Here is a 17,380-nt window from a genome sequence, read left to right as displayed (position 1 = left end):
CTAACGCATGACTTGTGAGAAAAACTAAATTTTTTTCTGCAGTGCGGGCTGAAAGTGTCATGAAAGTAGCAACAGTCGGCACTGAAGTACCGATTCCGAGCAGAGGGGTGTTGCTTTTTGGAACCCATCCTTCAGTGCGGGCTGAGAGTGTCATAAAAGTAGCAACAGTCGGCACTGAAGTACCGATTCCGAGATATTTTGTCGGAACCCATGCTTTAGCATAGAAAGTACGGGTTCCGAAAAAGCTTAGAACATATAGCCTAAACTAAAGTTCTTAGCACTGGTAGGTAGTTTTGAATTCGTATGCAGTCGGGCGACCTTCGTCCGGCCATACATCACGTTCAAATTTATAGTGCTGGTATGCTTCTATAAATTCAGATGTAAATACCGGCTTTAAGAATTCGTTGTCTGCAATAAGACCTTCTAATGCTTCACGAAGTGTGTGCGGCATTTGTGGAATGTTTTTTTCACGAATTTCATCAAGAGAAAGTTCAAACAGGTCTTCATCCATCGGACCGACAGGGATTGTAGCATGTTTGATACCGTCTAGTCCCGCCATCATCATTACAGCAAAAGCAAGGTAAGGACAAGATGAAGAGTCCGGGAATCTCATTTCAATACGTGTTGCTTTTTCACCTGCACCATACGGAATACGACAGGCAGCTGAGCGGTTTTGAGAAGAGTAAGTCAAAATGCTTGGTGCTTCAAACCCAGGAATAAGACGTTTGTATGAGTTTGTTGACGGGTTTGTAAATGCAGCAACTGCAGCAGCATGTTTGAAAATCCCGCCTGCATAATGAATTGCCATTTCACTTAGGTTTCCATAATTGCCTTCTTTATAGAAAAGGTTTTTGCCGTTTTTCCACAGTGACTGGTGAACATGCATTCCGTTTCCGTTGTCACCATATAATGGTTTTGGCATAAATGTAGCAGTTTTACCGTTGAGGTGCGCTATCATTTTTACAACATATTTGTATTTTTGAACATTGTCACCAGCAGTGATAATATCACCGAAAACGATACCGATTTCACCTTGACCCTGGGCAACTTCGTGGTGTCCAAGAACAACTTCAAGACCAACCTGCTCTAACACCTGCATCATTTCAGCACGCATGTCTACCATAGAATCTGTCGGTGCTACAGGGAAGTAACCGCCCTTTGTTCCCGGTCTGTGACCTGTATTGTACATTTCGTCATATCCGGTGTTTGAATTCCATTCACCCTCTTCTGTGTCTACTTTGAATCCCATCTCATTGATGTTGTCAACAAATTTAACATCATCAAAGATAAAAAATTCATTTTCCGGACCAAAGTATGCAGCATCAGCTATTCCGATATCTTCGGCATATTTAAGTGCTTTTTTTGCGATTGAACGCGGACATCTTTCATATAATTCATTTTTGTAAATGTCATATACATCACAGATAAGAATCACAGTAGGATCGGCAGTAAAAGGATCAAGAAATGCAGTCGGAACATCTGCTTTTAAAAGCATGTCCGATTTGTTAATCGGTTGCCAGTTTTCGACAGAAGAACCGTCAAACGGGAAACCGTTTTCTAAATTTTCTGCATTTACTGCACTGTAACGGTATGTAAGGTGGTGCCATGAACCTTTAATATCACTAAATCTCAAATCTACAAATTGTACATCATTTTCATTACAAAATGTAAAGAACTCTTCTATGTTATTAACGAATTTTCCCATTAATTATCTCCTGAATTTTATCTGCATGTAGTATATCTTATTAAAACAAATTTATAACTTTGAGAATGATGAAAATATAATCAATTTCTCAGATTTGTTTCATATTGTGATAAAAATGAAAGTTTTTTAAATCAAAGAACTCACAGCAAGATGTTTTGGTTCATTTTTTGCAACTTTTTTTTGACAGGAAAGAATTGTATTTATATGCTCTTCACTTATGAATGATTTTTTCTCTGGAGTGATAAGCAAGGAGGCACTTGCTGTGAGAAGCGGAAACCTGCATGTTTGCTCTTTTCTGTTTTTGGAAATGATATAGCCATTCTCTTTATCTTTTTTGTTATAAAATTCTTTTGCCGAGGAAGCAAATTTTTCCAAAATATTTTCTATCATTTTCATGTCAAAAGAGTTGTGGGTAAAATCTTTATTCTCCCAGGCAACAAAAAAATCATCACCTCCTATGTGGGCTTTGAAAACATCTTTTGGCAGTTCTTTTCTCATAATATCTGCAAAAAGCTGAATAATCCTGTCACCGTTTCGAAAACCGTACACATCATTAAAGGCTTTGAAATTGTCGAGGTCAAAATAGCACAGAAGATAGGATGCTGAGGATTGGGATACTTTGTATATGTATTTTTCAATCATTGTGTTTCCGGGAAGTTTTGTGAGCGGATTTTGGTCTCTGGCCTGAATCATATTTTCCTGATGCATCATGTTGATAATTGCTTTTGCGGACAAAAATCCATAATAGCCTGAGTTTTTTGTAATAATAATGCCTGAAGATTCAGGATTGTTCGCAAAAAGTTCTATAAGGGTAGTGGTGTTGCTGTTGATATCTGCATGCCCGCAGGGGTGAAGCAGGTTTTCCAGTTTTGAGTTATTCTGTTCATTTAAGAGTAAAGACATGCCGTAGGGAGAGTAAAGAAACTCTTTGATGTCAGATTCAAGCAATATTCCCACAGGCTCATTTTGGGAATTTACAAGAGGAACAATGGGAACACTCTGATTCTTTTTAAAATACTCTATGACCAGATTCATTTTTGTTTTAAGTTTTAAAGGCTGAATTTTGTCTATATTGTTTTTCAGTAAAATATTTTTGTCACTTATCCGTCTGTCGAACTTTATAATGTCAATGATATTTGTGTATTGCTGATAAATTTTTTGTGTATTTTTTGTAGGTTTCTGAATAAGATAGCCCTGTGCCAAATGGCAGCCGATGTCTTTACATGTAAGGTACTCTTCTTTTGTCTCAACACCTTCGGCAATCACCTTAATGCCCAGTTGAATGGCAAGATGTGTGATGTTGCGAACCATAAGCTTTTTTTTCATATTGGTCGCAAGTCCCTGCAGAAAAAATCTGTCAATTTTGATGATATCGGGTGTGGAATCATAAAAAAGTTTGTATCCGGAATAGCCGACACCAAAGTCATCTATTGCAATGGAAAAATCTTCATTTTTATAATGCTGGAGTATTTTTTCAAGGTCAAATTCACTGGAAATTTCCTGTCTTTCCGAAATTTCAAAACAGAGATTTTCTTTCTTTATATTGAGCTCTTTGAGAATTTTTGTTGTATTTCCTGTAGAAAAATTTTCCATTTCCAAAACCCGGTTATCCAGATTATAAAAGAGCTTTATGTTCTTATAGCTTTGTATCTGTGTGTATTTTTTTAAAGCTTTTTCTCTCAGTGCCAAATCAAAAGAGTACAAAAGTTTCTCTTTATAAACAGCATCAAAGAGTGCAAAGATAGATTTAAATCCGACATCCTGAAAATTTCTCAACAGGGCTTCGACACCGTAGAGTGTTCCTGTATGGATATTGATGATAGGCTGAAAAGCCACATCAAGAATTTTAAGATTGTTTTTCCAGTGTTGGGTGAGTTCATTATTCATTATTTTAGATATCTCTTTTTTTGGGATTCTTTTATTTTTGAAATGTCGACGATTATAAAGCTGTCTATACAGTTGGAAAAATCACTGTCTATGTTGTAGGCGCAAAATTGTATGCCGCCTTTTTCACACAGATCGGCATACTGCTTGTAAAGCGTTGGAATATTTGTATTGATACTGCCAAGCGCTTTTTTGAGTGTTTTGAAATTCTCTTTGTATTCCGGTGCACTGAACTCTTTTTTAAGATTTGCCATGAGTGTTTCATCTGTTTTAAAGTTGTAGGGATTTTTTGCCCTGACAAGATTTTGTCTGTCTTGAAAGTTTTGATCATAAAAGTATAAAATCATATCTTTGGCTGTTTTGGCATAACTTTCACTCAGTGAAACCGGACCGTACATGTAACGGATATGCGAATTGTTTTTGAGATATGCACCTATGCCGTACCACAAATAATCAAGCGCCCGGGAACCCCAGTATTTTGGCTGGACAAAACTTCTGCCGAGTTCTATGGCATCGGGGAGGTAAGACAAAAATGCTTCGTTGTAATCAAAAAGTGTTGTTGTATAAAGGGCATCAACGCCAAATTTTTTTATGATATCCGTACATTCGGCTATACGGTATGCCCCGACTATTTCAAGATCTTCCTCATCCCAGAGTATAATGTGTTTATAGTATCTGTCATATTTGTCTATATCTCTTTTTTTGTTGATACCCTCTCCGACTTTGCGAAAGGAGAGCTCTCTGAGCCGTCCTATTTCATTGATGATAATAGAGTTGTTGTCATTGCTGCTGTAGAGATAAATTTTTTTTCCGTCTTTTGTCTCTCCGAGCAGTTGTGATGATTTTAACTCTTTTTTGAGATCCCGTCTGTCTTCGGGATGGGCAATTGCTTTTTGGGTTTCAAAATAGCTCTCATTTCTTTTGAGGGCATACAGATGTTTTTTATAGAGTTTGAGGAGTTTGTCCTTTTGTATCCCCTTTGGCGTGATGTTTTCATAAGGAATGAGTTCGCCTACAATCATCTCAATAGCTTTGTGTTTTTGTTTAAACATTTCGTGTGCAAGAAGCAGGGCTGCAAGTTTTTTGTTCAGCGCTGATACGGAGTAAAAGGTTTTGGAATTCTTCCCTCCTATAAATACGGGAAGTACAGGAGCATTGCCTTTTTTGGCAAATTTTAAAAAACCTTTGTGCCAAACTTGTCTTTTATTCCTGTCGGAGTAGCCCGGCTTACTTCGCCGGAAGGAAAAATGATGACAGCCTCTTCTGCATCAAGTGCCGCATATACCTGTGTAACGGCTTCTTTTTTTTGCCGTGCTTTAAAATTGTTGACATTGATTAAAATATTTTTTATGGGAGTGATGACTTCTAAAAAATCATTTGCAACAACTTTTATATCTTTTCTGATATTACTGACAAGTTTGATAAGTGCGAGTGCATCCAAAGAACCAAGCGGATGATTGGCAATAATGACAACGCGTCCGGAGGAAGGAATGTTTGAAGATCCTTGTCGGAGACGAAAAAATCAAAGTTGAGGTATTGCAATGCTTCGTCTATAAACTCAAAACTGCCCAAATGCCTGTTCTTTTTGATAAATTCATTGATTTGTTTCTCATGGACTACAGAATCTGCAAATTTTGAAATTGCACCTTTGATCACCCTGGAGTTTTTAAGTTTGGGGTATTTTTTTATAATCATTTTTTCAACATCAATCATACATACTCTTTTTTGTATTGCGTTGAAAAATTATAGTAAAGAGAGGTTACACAGAGATTACATTTTTCCTTATATATAATTCAAGATAATTCTGTATACTTAATTTAGTGGAAAATATTGAAAAGGGATGCTCATGCCTGAATATGCAAAACAGATAAGATTTTGTATGTAGAAGATGAAGATGACGTGCGTGAAGGCTATGCCCGTGCACTCAAACGGATAAGCAAAGAATTATATACAGCCAACAACGGTATTGTCGGACTCGAATGTTTTAAAAAGTATCAGCCTGATATTGTTGTAAGCGATATTAAAATGCCTAAAATGAACGGTCTTGATATGATTCGGGCCATAAAAGAGAGGGACGCGGATGTAAAGGTTATATTTACAACAGCACACAGTGAAAGTGCCTATCTGCTGGAAGCGATAGAGTTGCAGGTGGAGGGGTATCTGCTTAAACCTGTGCAAAAAAAATCCTTAACCGCTTTGATAGAAAAACTTGCCAAAAATATCATTATTGAAAAAGAGTATGAAGAACAGAGAGAAATTCTGCAGTATATTATAGATTCTGAAAACAGTATGTCTGTTATTGCAAATATTGAACATGTCAGTTTTGCCTCAAAATCTTTTTTGAAATACTTTGGAGTAGAGAGTGTAGAAGAATTTAATGAAAAATTTCATTCTATTATTAACATTTTTTCAAATGAAGAGGACAGTATCAATACGAAAAACATACAGGCTTTCCTGGAAAAAGGCAGCAGTCTGTATGATTTTATAAACTCTTTGAATGAGACACAGAGAATTACAACGATTGTAAACACTAAACATGAGAAAAAATCATTTTTGGTCAATATTTCCAAGATTAATGAAACACAGTTTCTGATGAACTTTACAGATGTAACTGAAATAGAAAAACAAAGAGAAGCCATTACAAAAAAAGCCAACCATGATATGCTTACAGGACTCTATAACAGGAACAAGTTTGAAGAGATTTTTGCGTATGAGCTTTCTCAGGTCAAAAGATATGGCTACCCCCTCTCTTTGGCTATAGCAGATATAGACCATTTTAAACTTTTTAATGACAGATACGGACACCTGGTTGGGGATGAAATTTTGAAACTTGTCGCCAATATACTGACTTCGTGTACCCGAAGTGCCGATACTATAGCAAGATGGGGCGGAGAAGAGTTTGTTATGCTTTTGCCGCAAACAGCACTTAATGACGCACAGCTGCTTCTTGAAAAATGCAGAAAAAAATTTGAAGAACTTCATGCTCAGGAATATGGAAAGATTACACTGAGCTTTGGTGTCACTGCTTATAAAAAAGGGGATACGCTCAAATCAATGCTCCAAAGAGCGGATGAAGCTTTATATAGCAAAAGAGAACGGAAGAAACCAAGTGGTAAGCAAAAATGCAACAGAAAATAAAATTTTTACTTTTATTTTTGCTTTTGTTTGTGGTAAGCCAGTACCTGAACAACTATCATAAAAACCACTTAATTCAAAGAGAGCTCTCTTCGGTTCTCAGGCATTTGAAAATAAATTATGAAATAGTAAATGAGACAGACAAGGCAGATGCAGCCTCTTTAAATGCCTTTGTGTCTAATGATGCAACGGTTTTGCGTATATTGCAGGAGGCTTTACATGTAACGGAGGCAAAAAGAGAGTTCTGCGTAAAGAATTGTATCAACATTTGAAAAAGCAATACAGCGAAATTCGAAAACGCGGTGTTTTACAAATGCAGTTTGTACTCCCCGACAATGTCTCTTTTTTACGCATGCACAAACCGGACAGATACGGGGATGATTTAACAGGTATTCGCTATACTTTTGAGTATGTCAATAAAACACATAAAGCGATTGCAGGGTTTGAGCAGGGGCGTATTGCGCATGGTTTTCGTAATGTTTTTCCTTTGTTTGAGGGGGGAAAGTATATCTGTGCCTATGAAATATCTTTTTCCTCAGAATCTTTTCAAAACAGACTTGCCAAAGTAAACAGACTCTACACACATTTTTTGGTCAATAAAAAAGTATTTGATGTGAAATGGTATAAAGACAAAGAATTTTTAGCACACTATAAAACAAGTATAGAATCAGATGACTACATGTTTGTTTATACAAAAGGGGTTCGACCACAGTATCTGCAGTATTTGAAAGAAAATATTATTCAAAAACATCAGCAGGAGATAAAAGAAAATATGCAAAAATGCAAGGCTTTTTCTTTGTATCAAAAAACAGGAAAAAGTGTCGAAGTTGTCTCTTTTTTACCTGTTAAAAATGTAAAATCAAAGCAGACAGTAGCCTATCTTGTGTTATATGCAGACAATTCAAATATCCAGTCTATTTTGTACAACTTCAAGCTCATCAGTCTGATTTTGCTTTTAGGCTTGTTTTTGCTTGTGTATCTTTTTTATCTACAGTTTATTCGAAAAAAAGCACTTAAAGAAACAGCTCAGGAACAACAAAAACTCCTGGAACTTTTTGACAAAGGAGATATTGCTCTTTTTAGATGGCAAAATGATATTCACTGGAGTGTCGAATATGTCTCAAACAATGTTGCTTCTTTGACAGGATACACAAAAGAGGCGTTTGTAAACGGTGAAATCGAATATCCTGATTTGATAGATGCAGAGGATTTGCAAAACGCCCTCCATGAACTTACAGAAGCATTTGAAAAGAATTTAGATATTTTAAAACATCAGCCATATCAAATCACGACAAAAGACAAAACAAAAAAATGGGTAGAACAGACAACGCTTTTTATTCGTGATAAAAAAGGGAGAATAACGCACTTTTTAGGCTATTTGATAGATGTCAGCAAAAGACAGAAACTTGAGACACAACTGCAACAGCTCAATGAACACCTCATAGAAGAGATAGAAAAACGTACAAACGAGATACTGCAAAAAGACAAAATGCTCCAGGAACAGGCAAAGCTGGCTGCGATGGGGGAGATGGTCGGAGCCATAGCGCATCAGTGGAGACAACCGCTGAATTCACTCAATATCAATATTCAAAATCTTGATGATGATTATGAGGAGGGTTTAATTGACAAAGAGTTTATAGATGAATTTATTGACAAACAGACACAGACAATAAACTTTATGAGTCAAACCATAGATGATTTTAGAAACTTTTTCAGAGTCGATAAAGTCAAACAGGATTTTTGGGTAAAACAAGCATTGAAAACACTCTTTCTTTGGTAAATGCACAGTTAAAAAGTCACAATATTGAAATATCACTGCATGGAGAGGATTTTATGCTTCATGGGCTTGAAGGTGAGTTTCAGCAGGTTATTCTCAATATTATATCCAATGCAAAAGATGCCATTGTCCACAACCGTAAAGAGTATGGAAAAATAGACATTATACTGAAAAACAAAAAGATAATTATCACAGATAACGGAGGCGGAATACCGGAGGAAATTATAAAAAGAGTGTTTGAACCCTACTTTACAACAAAAGAGCAGGGTATGGGTACAGGTGTAGGACTCTATATGTCAAAGATAATAATTGAACAAAACATGGGCGGACATTTACATGCAAGCAATACAAAAGAGGGAGCTGAATTTATCATCGACTTTACGCAGGAGAGTTAAAAGACAATAGTAAAACTGGAGCCTTCATTCAGTTTGCTTCTGATGACAAGTTTAAAGTTGTGCAGCTGAATGATATTGTTCACGAGAAAGAGTCCCAGACCCAAAGAGTTGTTCCATCGGTTCGAGTGGACTCTGTAAAATTTGTTTGTAATGCTTTGCAAATCTTTTTCAGAAATACCTATTCCTGTATCAATAACTTCGAGTGAATTTTGACTGATATTGACTATGACTTCATCTTCGGAATATTTAAAAGCATTTTCTATCAGGTTTGTAATGACAATGCCAAAAAGTGTCGGATCAATCTCTATGGCCAGGGTTTTGTCTCCATTGACAATAATTTTTTTGTTTTTATAATGCAGTCCCAGGTTTTGTGCTGTTTCTTGTACCAGATTATATAAATTTACTTTGCGTGTATTTAAAGCCTGGTGCCCGCCATCAAGTTTCATGGAGAGTCTGAGGGTATCTATAAGCTCACTGAGTTTTGTACCGTTTGTATAGATTTTTGTAAGAAATTTTTTTCGTATACTCGGGTTGATGTTTTCATCATCAAGAAGTGTCTGTGAGTAGCCGTTTACAACCGCGATAGGGTTTTTAAACTCATGGGATATCGCAGAAATAATATCATCTTTTTGTTCATTGAGTTTTTGGAGTTTTTGCGTATATTTTGTTTTTTGTTTCTCTTTTTTGACAAGAATCTGTGAAACTTTTGTAAGCAGGTTTGTTATATGGGAAAATTCCTGGGAAAAGTCAGATTTTATATAGGTATCTTTTTTCTTTTTTGTCAAAGATTTTAAAAAGTCCACTATTCTTTTTGTTTCATGTTGAATCTGTATATTTATTCTGTAGGACATGTAAAGAACGATAAGAAAAAAGAGCAGTAAAACAAAGGCTATTTTAATGCCAAGGTTGATGATTTCACTGCGGACACCTTTGATTTCACGTGCAACCCGTACATAGAGAACTCTGCCGTCAATGGTGTATTTTTTTGCCACATACTGCAGATCTTTGTCAAGGGTATGTGAGTGGCGTATGGTGTAGCCGTGTTTTTCCCTGTTTGCCTGTACAATTTCGTCTCTGTATTTATGGTTGTCCATAGTATGTTTGTCTTTGTCAGATTCTGCCAGAATATTGCCCTCTTCATCTATAATTGTTAGGCGCAAATGGAGCTGTTTTTTTACCTTTTTTGCAAGTGCATCAAGGTCTGTGTCTTTGTTGATAGTGAAAGAGACAAGCTCAGTGGCTTGCATAAGTGCTTCTTTTGAAGAGTGAAGATAAAATTCATATACCCAATAGTAGACTATAGCACTCACTATTAAAAAGAGTGCTAAAAAGAGTGCTAAAAACTTCTCTAATACTATTTGGGAAATTTTTTTCATTTAATTGTGGATGTTTCCACCGATTTTGATATATACCAGCAGGTTTGCCACGCTGATTGCCCTGCTGGCGATTTTTTCACTTTTTCGAAGTGCTCTGAGCATCTTGTGATATTTTTCAAAGGTACTCGAGCCTTCGGCCTGTTCTACAAGCTTTCGTTCTATCATTTCATACAGGTCATCAACTTTGTTTTCTTCGATAAGTACCTCTTCATACATCTCCTGAAGTTCATCCATGTCATCAACATTGATCATTCTTACTGTTGTTGTAATGGCTTTGACCGTTGAGGTCTGCATAAGGCTTGCATATTCGTTAATCTCTTTGACATCAAGGTCTTTGCATACATCAGTAAATCCCCGTATGAAGCTTCTTGTGTTGGAGCATGCGCGTGAGAGTTCATTGCTTATTTTAAAGTAGGCAACAACCTGTCGCAGGTCTCTTGCTTCTGGTGTATACAGAGCAAGGACTTTAATGATTGCATTGTCAATTTCATCCGCTTTTGCCGTAATGTTTTTGATGCTGTTTCTTGCATCATTAAAGGTTTTTTCATCGCAGTTTTGTAATGCCTGGAGAATGAGTGTATTGGCAGTTACAAGATTTTCTCCGATATGTGTAAGTTTTTTTCTTATTTCATCGAGGCTTGTTCTAAATGTAGGTAACATTTTTGACTCCTTTGTTTTTTATAATTTATCCGAATCTACCTGTGATATAGTCTTCTGTTTTTTTCTCTTTAGGATTTAAAAAGATGTTTTCTGTTTTGTCAAATTCTATCAAATCTCCAAGGTACATAAATGCAGTATAGTCACTGATACGCGAAGCCTGCTGCATATTGTGTGTCACAATTGCAATGCTGACATCTTTTTTCAGTTCCACCAGCAGTTCTTCAATGGCACTTGTTGAGATGGGGTCAAGGGCGGAGGTCGGTTCATCAAAAAGAATGACTTCGGGTTTGACTGCTACTGCGCGGGCAATGCAGAGTCTCTGTTGCTGTCCCGCCTGAGAGTCCCATTGCAGACTTGTTGAGCCTGTCATGGACTTCTTTCCATAATGCACTGCCCTTGAGTGCTGTCTCTACGCGGTCGGCAAGTTCACTTTTGTTTTTGATGCCTGCAATTTTCAATCCGTAGGCAACATTGTCAAAAATACTCATAGGAAAAGGTGTCGGTTTTTGAAAAATCATACCGACTTTTTGGCGGAGTTCTATAAATTCATTCTCTTTTTTAATTTCAAGAATATTTTGATATTTTCCGGTTGCTTCATTAAGTAACTCAATCTTTCCGTCATATTTATTACCGGGATACAGGTCATGTATACGGTTCATAGAGCGTAAAAGTGTTGATTTTCCGCAACCGCTCGGACCGATAAGAGCAGTAATTTTATTTTTCTCTATGGATAGATTTATATTTTTTAAAGAGGGTTCGTCGACCCCAGGATAGGTAAAAGAGAATTTTTTAATATTCATTACAGGCATAATTTTTGTTTCCTTAGTTATTTGTGTTTGTTTCTTGTGATAAATCGACCCAGCAGGTTGATAACTAAAACCATCATTGTCAGTATAAATGAAGCAGCCCAGGCAAGATCACGACTCGACTCTTCAGGTTCATTGGCAAGATTATAAATACTGACAGTCAAAGAGGGAAAACTCTGTGTGAGATCGAGACTGAAATAGTTGCTTGTTTCACTTGTAAAGAGCAGCGGTGCCGTTTCACCGGCAATTCTTGCAAATGCCAAAAGAATACCTGTCATGATTCCCACTTTTGCGGCTTTTATAACGATGTCCAGGATAACACGGTATTTTGATGCACCAAGGGCAATACCTGCTTCTCGTAACTCCTTGGGGACAAGAGAGAGCATAGAGTCTGTTGTGTTGATGATGATAGGAACCATCATAATGGTAAGCGCTAAAATACCGGCAAATCCGTTGGCTCCTCCATAAGGGGCAACGGCTATGGCATAGACAAAGGCTCCGATTACAATAGAAGGTGCGGACATCATGATGTCACTCAAATCCCGAATCAGTTCCGGATATTTTCCTCTTCCGTATTCGCGTATATAAATACCTGCAAGCATTCCCAGCGGTATTCCTATAGCACCTGCCAAAGAGGCAAGAACAAGCTGCCCCACCAAAAGATTTCTGAGTCCCCCGTCAACAAGGTCATTGAGAAAGAGGCTTAAATGAAGCGAAGAGAGTCCTTTGATAAAAAGGACGGCAAGAATCCATCCTAAAAAACCAATGCCTATAAGTGCAGAAGTTACCGAAAGTGCCAAAAAGATTTTGTTTAGCAGAAGTCTCATAATTTAGCCTTTTTCAAAAAGTAAAATTTGGCAACTGAAATGATGATAAAACTCATTACAAAGAGAATCAGACCCAGATAAAAGAGTGCACTTTCTCCCAGTCCGCTGGCTTCGCCAAAGTTTACAGCCATAGCAACAGGAATGGAGATGGTAGGGTCAGTAATCTTTTCAGGCAGTGAATAGACTGCTCCAATCAAAAATGCAACAGCCATAGTCTCTCCCAAGGCGCGTCCGAGTGCCAAGATGATAGAGCCTATAATACCAACCTTTGAGTAGGGAAATATAATATCTTTGACCACTTCAAATTTTGTGGCACCAAGCGCATAGGCAGACTCTTTGAGGACATCAGGGGTTGTATTCATACTGTCACGGGTGATGGCTGCCATAAAGGGAAGAATCATAATGCCAAGAACAAGTCCGGCGGTCAACAAAGAGACCTGATAGCCGCCAAAGGTATCGGAGATAATGGGGGCAAAATAGTAGAGCCCCCACATACCAAAAATGATACTCGGAATTGCCGCCAAAAGTTCAATGGCCATACCGACAAACTTGGAGATGTTTTTTGAAGCGATTTCAGCCAGAAAAACAGCAATACCCATAGCAATAGGCAGTGCAAAAGAGAGGGCAATAAGCGTAGAAAGAATTGTTCCGACTATCGGAACAAGTCCGCCATAAAGTGTTTTTGTCTGAGACTCTTCATCTTCATCAAGAATCATATCATCTTCATCCTCGATGGCATTTTCATCTGCGATGTTTACAGCAGTGTTTATTGTGCCGGCAGCACTCTCCACAGGAACCTCTTTGTTCCATGTCGGATCAACAAGAAAATGGAGTCCAAACTCTTCAATGGCGGGCTTTGCAGCGCTAAAGAGAGTGATAAATATGCCAATAAGTATAACGAGCACAAGAGAAGCACTTGATAAAGAGAGCTTTTGAAATATTTTTTCCATATAAGAAAACCCTAGAGTAAATTTATTTTGATATTATATTGTAATTTCATTACAAAGAGATTACATTAAGGAAAGAAATTTATGCTACACAAAAAGTGTAACATAAAATAAGGAGAGAGTGAAATTTGAAATTTGTTTTTTTTTTGAAGAAAGAGATTATCTAATCCCTTTTTCTTCCCAGTATTTTCTGATTTTGTCTGTAAGTGCGTCCGGTAATGGAACAAAACCTAAACTTTTTGCAATTTCTTGACCGTTTTTGTATGACCAGTCAAAAAATGCTGTTACTTTTTTATCCATTTCAGGTTTTTCAGCAGGCACCAGGATAAATGTAGCAGCTACGATAGGATAAGAGTCGGCACCTTTGGGATCGGCAATAATAGAGTAAAAATCTTTTTTGGGATCCAGGTTTGCTTTTGCAGCAGCTGTCTGAAATGCTTTTAATTCAGGTTTGATATAGTGCCCTTCTCTGTTTTCAACCGAAGCCATTACAATGCCGTTTTTCTGTGCATCCGCATAGTCGATGTATCCGACAGAGTAGGGAGTCTGTTTGATAAGACTTGCCACACCTGTATTTTTGTTTCCACCGATATGTTGGTTGCCAGGCCAGTTCAAAGATTTTTTTGCACCGTATGTATGTCGCCACTCTTTGGATACTTTGCTTAAAAAATATGTGTAGTTGAATGTTGTTCCCGACCCGTCTGCACGGTGAACAAATGTTACTTTTTCATGTGGCAGTTTCAATCCTGCGTTTGCAGCAGTGATCAACTTGTTGTCCCAGTATTTTATTTTCCCTTCAGAGATTGCAACGATTGCACTTCTGCTGAGTTTCAACTCAGAAACACCCGGAAGATTATAGCCCATTGTGATTGCACCGACAACACCCGGAAACTGATAAAGGTTGTTTTTCTTAAGTGTTTTAGGTGACAATGGTTTGTCTGTTCCTGCAAAATCAACCTGTCTTGCTTTCGCATCTTTGATCCCTTTTGAAGAACCTTTTGAAATATAGTCAACTTTGATACCAGTAGCTTTATAGTAGGCTTTTGTCCATTTTTGATATACCGAATATGGAAAAGAAGCACCACTTCCTTTGAGTACATCATTTGCACTGAGTCCGCCTGTAAGAACTGAAGCTACAAGAGCTAACTTGATTACTTTTGTCATCTGTTACACCTTTTTAATTTTAGTTATGAAAGTATAGACTTTTTTTATTACACTAAGGTTACAAAACGGCAAAAACTTTGTGACAAACTTCAAGAGTATTGTCACTTGAATTGTTTTGTATCATTTACAATTATAGTATAGGGTTGTTGCCTGTTGCCGTTTTGTAACCTTTATGTAACCTGGATATTTTATACTTCCGCCAACAAAACAAAAAGGAATTCAAAAATGAATAAAATCGTTTTATCAGCCTTAGCTGCTTTAACCCTCAGTTCAGTTGCTGTAAATGCTAATGAAATCAAACTGTATCAAGATGCTAACGGACAAGTATTTACACAGCCTGCACCGGACAGAACACTGTTGGATACAAACAGTCTTGGAAATACAAAACAAAATATTACTATAGTAGACAAGAAATCTCCAAACTTTTTATTAGGCAAGCAGACGCATATTAATATGAAATTTGTTGCACAGGACAATCCTGATATGTGGCTCAAAGCAGGTGTGCGTATTCAGGGTACATTTGAAAACAGAAGTGTGGAAGATTTGGCAACAGGTGCGACAACAAGTTATTATGATGCTTATTTGAGACGCGTTCGTTTTGAAGTGGCAGCGGGTTTTAACAAGTATGCTTCTTTTACAATGGATGTACGAAATGACAAAGCGAACTATAAAGACAAGGGAGAGCAGTCATTCAATGTCGGTGATGCCTATGTAAAAATCAAAAAACCTTTTGGTTCGTCACTGGTCAACTTTAAACTTTTCCGTGCAAAAATTGATGTCTCCCGTACCGAAACGGTAAAATCAGCGCGCGTGCTACACTTTGACCGTCCTCATGTAGCGGATGAAGCGGCACAGTATATTACCCATAACCGTCGTGGTACAAATGCACAAATTTACGGTAACTGGAACAAGAAAGTACACTACCAGGTGGCTATAGGTGACGGTGTCTACTCTGGAAAACTTCATGATGCTTCGGGTGCAACTTTTGGCGGCAGTAATTTTATGCAGAAGAACTTCTTTTATGGCGGTAAAATTGTTCTTTCTCCGTTTGACGGCTGGGAAGAGAAAAAAAGAACTGAAAGTTACTTTGGGCAGGGAAAGCACTTTGAAGTGGGTGCCGGTTACTGGGTAAGTCCTGATATTCAGTACACAACAACAGGCGGAGTAAATACTTCAGTGGATCACAAACTGTTAAATCTTGAAATGTCAGCACACTACAAAGGTGCTTTTGTTCAAGCAGAATATTTTGACTTTGACGGTGTTGCAAAAGACTGGGCGAGTACGACAAGAGGAAAATCCAACGGCTGGTATGCAACCGGTGAATATGTTTTTGCAGACTATGGTTTTGTTGCTCCCTTTGTCAGATATGAGTCTTGGGACAAATTTAAAGATTTGGACGGTTACGATTTGACATCCAAAATAGCCGGTGTAAACTGGTATTTAATGGGGAACTCAATCAAAGCCGGATTGACATTCCAGGAAGACAAATATGGTGCAAACATAGGAAACGAGAAAGAACGCAGAATAAAAGTTACTTCTCAGTGGTTCTTCTAAAAACAGATTTCAAATTTCATTTCTCCTTTTTTACATGTAAAGCATCACCGCTTTACATGTAACTTCTTTCTATTTTCTATTTTTTTAAAATCACAAATTTCATTTTATGTTATAATAAATAAATTTTAACAAAGTGAGTAAAAATGACGAAATCTTCGTATGATTTTGATGAATTAAAATCAAAAGTCCGTGCTTTAGGTCTTTTAGAACGTGTTCCTGTGAGAGGAAGCCTTGAAATGACAGCGATACTTTTAAGTATGGGAATTGTTTATGTGATACTTTTTTATCACAAAAATCTCATTGACAATTCTTTTGCAGCAGCTGTAGGTCTTGGTCTGTTTATGTCTCTGGTTTTTACGCGTGCCGTTTTTGTGTCGCATGATATTTTGCATACACAGTATTTTAAAAACAAGCGTCTGTCTTTTAAACTGAGCTATCCGTTTTCAGCGTTTATCCTTTCGAACTCCTCTTCCTGGTGGGATTTCAAACACAATGTCAACCATCATACCTGGTGCAATATTGTCCAAAAAGATGTTGACATATTGGCATTTGATGGAGCATTTACAAACAACAAAGGCAACAAAACATGGCTTCGCAAGAGCAAATATCTTGTTTTTTGGGGTGCTATGTTCTTTATGTATCCTGCTTTTATTGTACAGTCTTATAATTTTGTAATAAAACGTAAAAAATGGGGTGAGCTTGGATTGATGCTTTTGCACTGGCCTGTAATCTGGGGAAGCGTTTTTTATTTTTTACCTCTGACTCAAGCATTTACTGTTTACCTGACACTGAATCTTACACTTTCTGTCTGGCTGGCATTTGGTTTTATAACAAACCATCTTGGCTGTGAAGTATTTGACAAAGAAGTGGGCGAAAAACTTTCATGGATGGAGTTGCAGATGCGTACCTCACGCTCTTTAAAAGGCGGGAAATTTGTACACTGGTTTTACGGAGGATTAAATACCCAGATAGAGCATCATCTTTTCCCAAAAGCACCCAGGTTCAATCTGCTGAAAATCCAAAAAATGACAAAGGAATTTGCACAGAAAAAGGGTATTGCCTATTTTGAAACAACACCGCTGCAGGCGTATGTACAGATAAACAATGTACTCAAATCCTATTAGGTAAATAGCAATTTAGATAAAATATC

17 protein-coding genes and 2 pseudogenes are annotated in these 17,380 nt (G+C 37.4%); 7 read left to right on the top strand and 12 right to left on the bottom strand.

Annotated elements, in window-relative coordinates; genetic code table 11:
* The first annotated feature begins 59 nt into the window (after window positions 1-59).
* Window positions 60-224: a hypothetical protein gene (locus MLC44_RS11600; RefSeq protein WP_434657435.1), complete on the top strand. Its 165-nt coding sequence runs from the start codon at window positions 60-62 to the stop codon at window positions 222-224.
* Between the two features lie 50 nt (window positions 225-274).
* Here MLC44_RS11600 and glnA read toward each other — a convergent pair whose 3' ends face one another.
* The 6 genes and pseudogenes from glnA to MLC44_RS11570 all read right to left on the bottom strand — a co-directional run bounded on the left by glnA (window position 275) and on the right by MLC44_RS11570 (window position 5,302).
* Window positions 275-1,705, bottom strand: coding sequence for a type I glutamate--ammonia ligase (gene glnA, locus MLC44_RS11595; RefSeq protein ID WP_434636828.1), 1,431 nt, complete (start codon window positions 1,703-1,705; stop codon window positions 275-277).
* A 126-nt stretch (window positions 1,706-1,831) separates the two neighbouring features.
* On the bottom strand, window positions 1,832-3,592 hold the full coding sequence (locus MLC44_RS11590; protein ID WP_346389643.1) for a GGDEF domain-containing protein: 1,761 nt from the start codon (window positions 3,590-3,592) through the stop codon (window positions 1,832-1,834).
* The gene (locus tag MLC44_RS11585) at window positions 3,592-4,524 is read right to left on the bottom strand and encodes a GNAT family N-acetyltransferase (RefSeq protein WP_434658882.1); all 933 of its coding nucleotides are present in this window, start codon (window positions 4,522-4,524) and stop codon (window positions 3,592-3,594) included. Before MLC44_RS11585 ends, MLC44_RS11590 begins: the two co-directional genes overlap by 1 nt.
* 45 nt (window positions 4,525-4,569) lie before the next feature.
* Window positions 4,570-4,725, bottom strand: a pseudogene (locus MLC44_RS11580) (hypothetical protein); the annotation flags it as partial.
* Window positions 4,726-4,763: 38 nt separating this feature from the next.
* A complete protein-coding gene (locus tag MLC44_RS11575; protein WP_434658881.1) occupies window positions 4,764-5,054 on the bottom strand; it encodes a hypothetical protein in 291 nt (96 codons plus the stop codon).
* Complete coding sequence (locus MLC44_RS11570) at window positions 4,979-5,302, bottom strand: hypothetical protein (RefSeq protein ID WP_434657433.1); 324 nt, start codon at window positions 5,300-5,302, stop codon at window positions 4,979-4,981. Before MLC44_RS11570 ends, MLC44_RS11575 begins: the two co-directional genes overlap by 76 nt.
* Before the next feature lie 162 nt (window positions 5,303-5,464).
* Here MLC44_RS11570 and MLC44_RS11565 point away from each other — a divergent pair, with 162 nt between their 5' ends.
* The 4 genes from MLC44_RS11565 to MLC44_RS11550 are packed head-to-tail and all read left to right on the top strand — an operon-like array spanning window position 5,465 to window position 8,896.
* Window positions 5,465-6,727: a diguanylate cyclase domain-containing protein gene (locus MLC44_RS11565; RefSeq protein WP_434657430.1), complete on the top strand. Its 1,263-nt coding sequence runs from the start codon at window positions 5,465-5,467 to the stop codon at window positions 6,725-6,727.
* The gene (locus MLC44_RS11560) at window positions 6,712-6,996 is read left to right on the top strand and encodes a hypothetical protein (RefSeq protein WP_434657427.1); all 285 of its coding nucleotides are present in this window, start codon (window positions 6,712-6,714) and stop codon (window positions 6,994-6,996) included. Before MLC44_RS11565 ends, MLC44_RS11560 begins: the two co-directional genes overlap by 16 nt.
* On the top strand, window positions 6,993-8,504 hold the full coding sequence (locus tag MLC44_RS11555) for a PAS domain-containing protein (protein WP_434657425.1): 1,512 nt from the start codon (window positions 6,993-6,995) through the stop codon (window positions 8,502-8,504). Before MLC44_RS11560 ends, MLC44_RS11555 begins: the two co-directional genes overlap by 4 nt.
* Window positions 8,465-8,896: a sensor histidine kinase gene (locus tag MLC44_RS11550; protein WP_434657422.1), complete on the top strand. Its 432-nt coding sequence runs from the start codon at window positions 8,465-8,467 to the stop codon at window positions 8,894-8,896. The genes MLC44_RS11555 and MLC44_RS11550 overlap by 40 nt, the downstream gene beginning before the upstream one ends.
* Here the strand turns inward: MLC44_RS11550 and MLC44_RS11545 are convergent.
* From MLC44_RS11545 to pstS, 6 genes and pseudogenes are all read right to left on the bottom strand, one after another.
* Window positions 8,893-10,272 (bottom strand): ATP-binding protein, encoded by a 1,380-nt coding sequence (locus tag MLC44_RS11545; protein WP_434657420.1) that lies wholly within the window; start codon window positions 10,270-10,272, stop codon window positions 8,893-8,895. The two genes, MLC44_RS11550 and MLC44_RS11545, sit on opposite strands and share 4 nt — an antisense overlap.
* A complete protein-coding gene (locus MLC44_RS11540; RefSeq protein WP_151899519.1) occupies window positions 10,273-10,932 on the bottom strand; it encodes a phosphate signaling complex PhoU family protein in 660 nt (219 codons plus the stop codon). It abuts the gene before it with no gap.
* A 25-nt stretch (window positions 10,933-10,957) separates the two neighbouring features.
* Window positions 10,958-11,741, bottom strand: a pseudogene (gene pstB, locus MLC44_RS11535) (phosphate ABC transporter ATP-binding protein PstB).
* Window positions 11,742-11,758: 17 nt separating this feature from the next.
* Window positions 11,759-12,565 (bottom strand): phosphate ABC transporter permease PstA, encoded by an 807-nt coding sequence (gene pstA / locus MLC44_RS11530; RefSeq protein ID WP_151899521.1) that lies wholly within the window; start codon window positions 12,563-12,565, stop codon window positions 11,759-11,761.
* Window positions 12,562-13,515 (bottom strand): phosphate ABC transporter permease subunit PstC, encoded by a 954-nt coding sequence (gene pstC / locus MLC44_RS11525; RefSeq protein ID WP_151899522.1) that lies wholly within the window; start codon window positions 13,513-13,515, stop codon window positions 12,562-12,564. The genes pstA and pstC overlap by 4 nt, the downstream gene beginning before the upstream one ends.
* A 156-nt stretch (window positions 13,516-13,671) precedes the next feature.
* Window positions 13,672-14,676, bottom strand: coding sequence for a phosphate ABC transporter substrate-binding protein PstS (gene pstS, locus MLC44_RS11520; RefSeq protein WP_346389637.1), 1,005 nt, complete (start codon window positions 14,674-14,676; stop codon window positions 13,672-13,674).
* A gap of 225 nt (window positions 14,677-14,901) precedes the next feature.
* Between pstS and MLC44_RS11515 the strand changes: the two genes are divergently transcribed.
* On the top strand, window positions 14,902-16,230 hold the full coding sequence (locus tag MLC44_RS11515) for a hypothetical protein (RefSeq protein WP_434657417.1): 1,329 nt from the start codon (window positions 14,902-14,904) through the stop codon (window positions 16,228-16,230).
* 143 nt (window positions 16,231-16,373) lie between these two features.
* Window positions 16,374-17,354 (top strand): fatty acid desaturase family protein, encoded by a 981-nt coding sequence (locus tag MLC44_RS11510; protein WP_151899525.1) that lies wholly within the window; start codon window positions 16,374-16,376, stop codon window positions 17,352-17,354.
* Window positions 17,355-17,380: the final 26 nt, after the last annotated feature.

The organism is Sulfurimonas sp. NW9 (assembly GCF_051132275.1).
GTDB classification, from domain to species: Bacteria; Campylobacterota; Campylobacteria; order Campylobacterales; family Sulfurimonadaceae; genus Sulfurimonas; species Sulfurimonas hydrogeniphila.
This window is presented reverse-complemented; position numbering and strand designations above follow the sequence as displayed.

Bases quoted from the DNA above. Each gene is read 5' to 3' on its own strand.
- pstS (WP_346389637.1), bottom strand. From the start codon at position 14,676: ATGACAAAAGTAATCAAGTTAGCTCTTGTAGCTTCAGTTCTTACAGGC.
- MLC44_RS11510 (WP_151899525.1), top strand. From the start codon at position 16,374: ATGACGAAATCTTCGTATGATTTTGATGAATTAAAATCAAAAGTCCGT.
- MLC44_RS11570 (WP_434657433.1), bottom strand. From the start codon at position 5,302: ATGATTGATGTTGAAAAAATGATTATAAAAAAATACCCCAAACTTAAA.
- glnA (WP_434636828.1), bottom strand. From the start codon at position 1,705: ATGGGAAAATTCGTTAATAACATAGAAGAGTTCTTTACATTTTGTAAT.
- MLC44_RS11590 (WP_346389643.1), bottom strand. From the start codon at position 3,592: ATGAATAATGAACTCACCCAACACTGGAAAAACAATCTTAAAATTCTT.
- MLC44_RS11540 (WP_151899519.1), bottom strand. From the start codon at position 10,932: ATGTTACCTACATTTAGAACAAGCCTCGATGAAATAAGAAAAAAACTT.
- MLC44_RS11560 (WP_434657427.1), top strand. From the start codon at position 6,712: ATGCAACAGAAAATAAAATTTTTACTTTTATTTTTGCTTTTGTTTGTG.
- pstC (WP_151899522.1), bottom strand. From the start codon at position 13,515: ATGGAAAAAATATTTCAAAAGCTCTCTTTATCAAGTGCTTCTCTTGTG.
- MLC44_RS11515 (WP_434657417.1), top strand. From the start codon at position 14,902: ATGAATAAAATCGTTTTATCAGCCTTAGCTGCTTTAACCCTCAGTTCA.
- MLC44_RS11600 (WP_434657435.1), top strand. From the start codon at position 60: ATGAAAGTAGCAACAGTCGGCACTGAAGTACCGATTCCGAGCAGAGGG.
- pstA (WP_151899521.1), bottom strand. From the start codon at position 12,565: ATGAGACTTCTGCTAAACAAAATCTTTTTGGCACTTTCGGTAACTTCT.
- MLC44_RS11545 (WP_434657420.1), bottom strand. From the start codon at position 10,272: ATGAAAAAAATTTCCCAAATAGTATTAGAGAAGTTTTTAGCACTCTTT.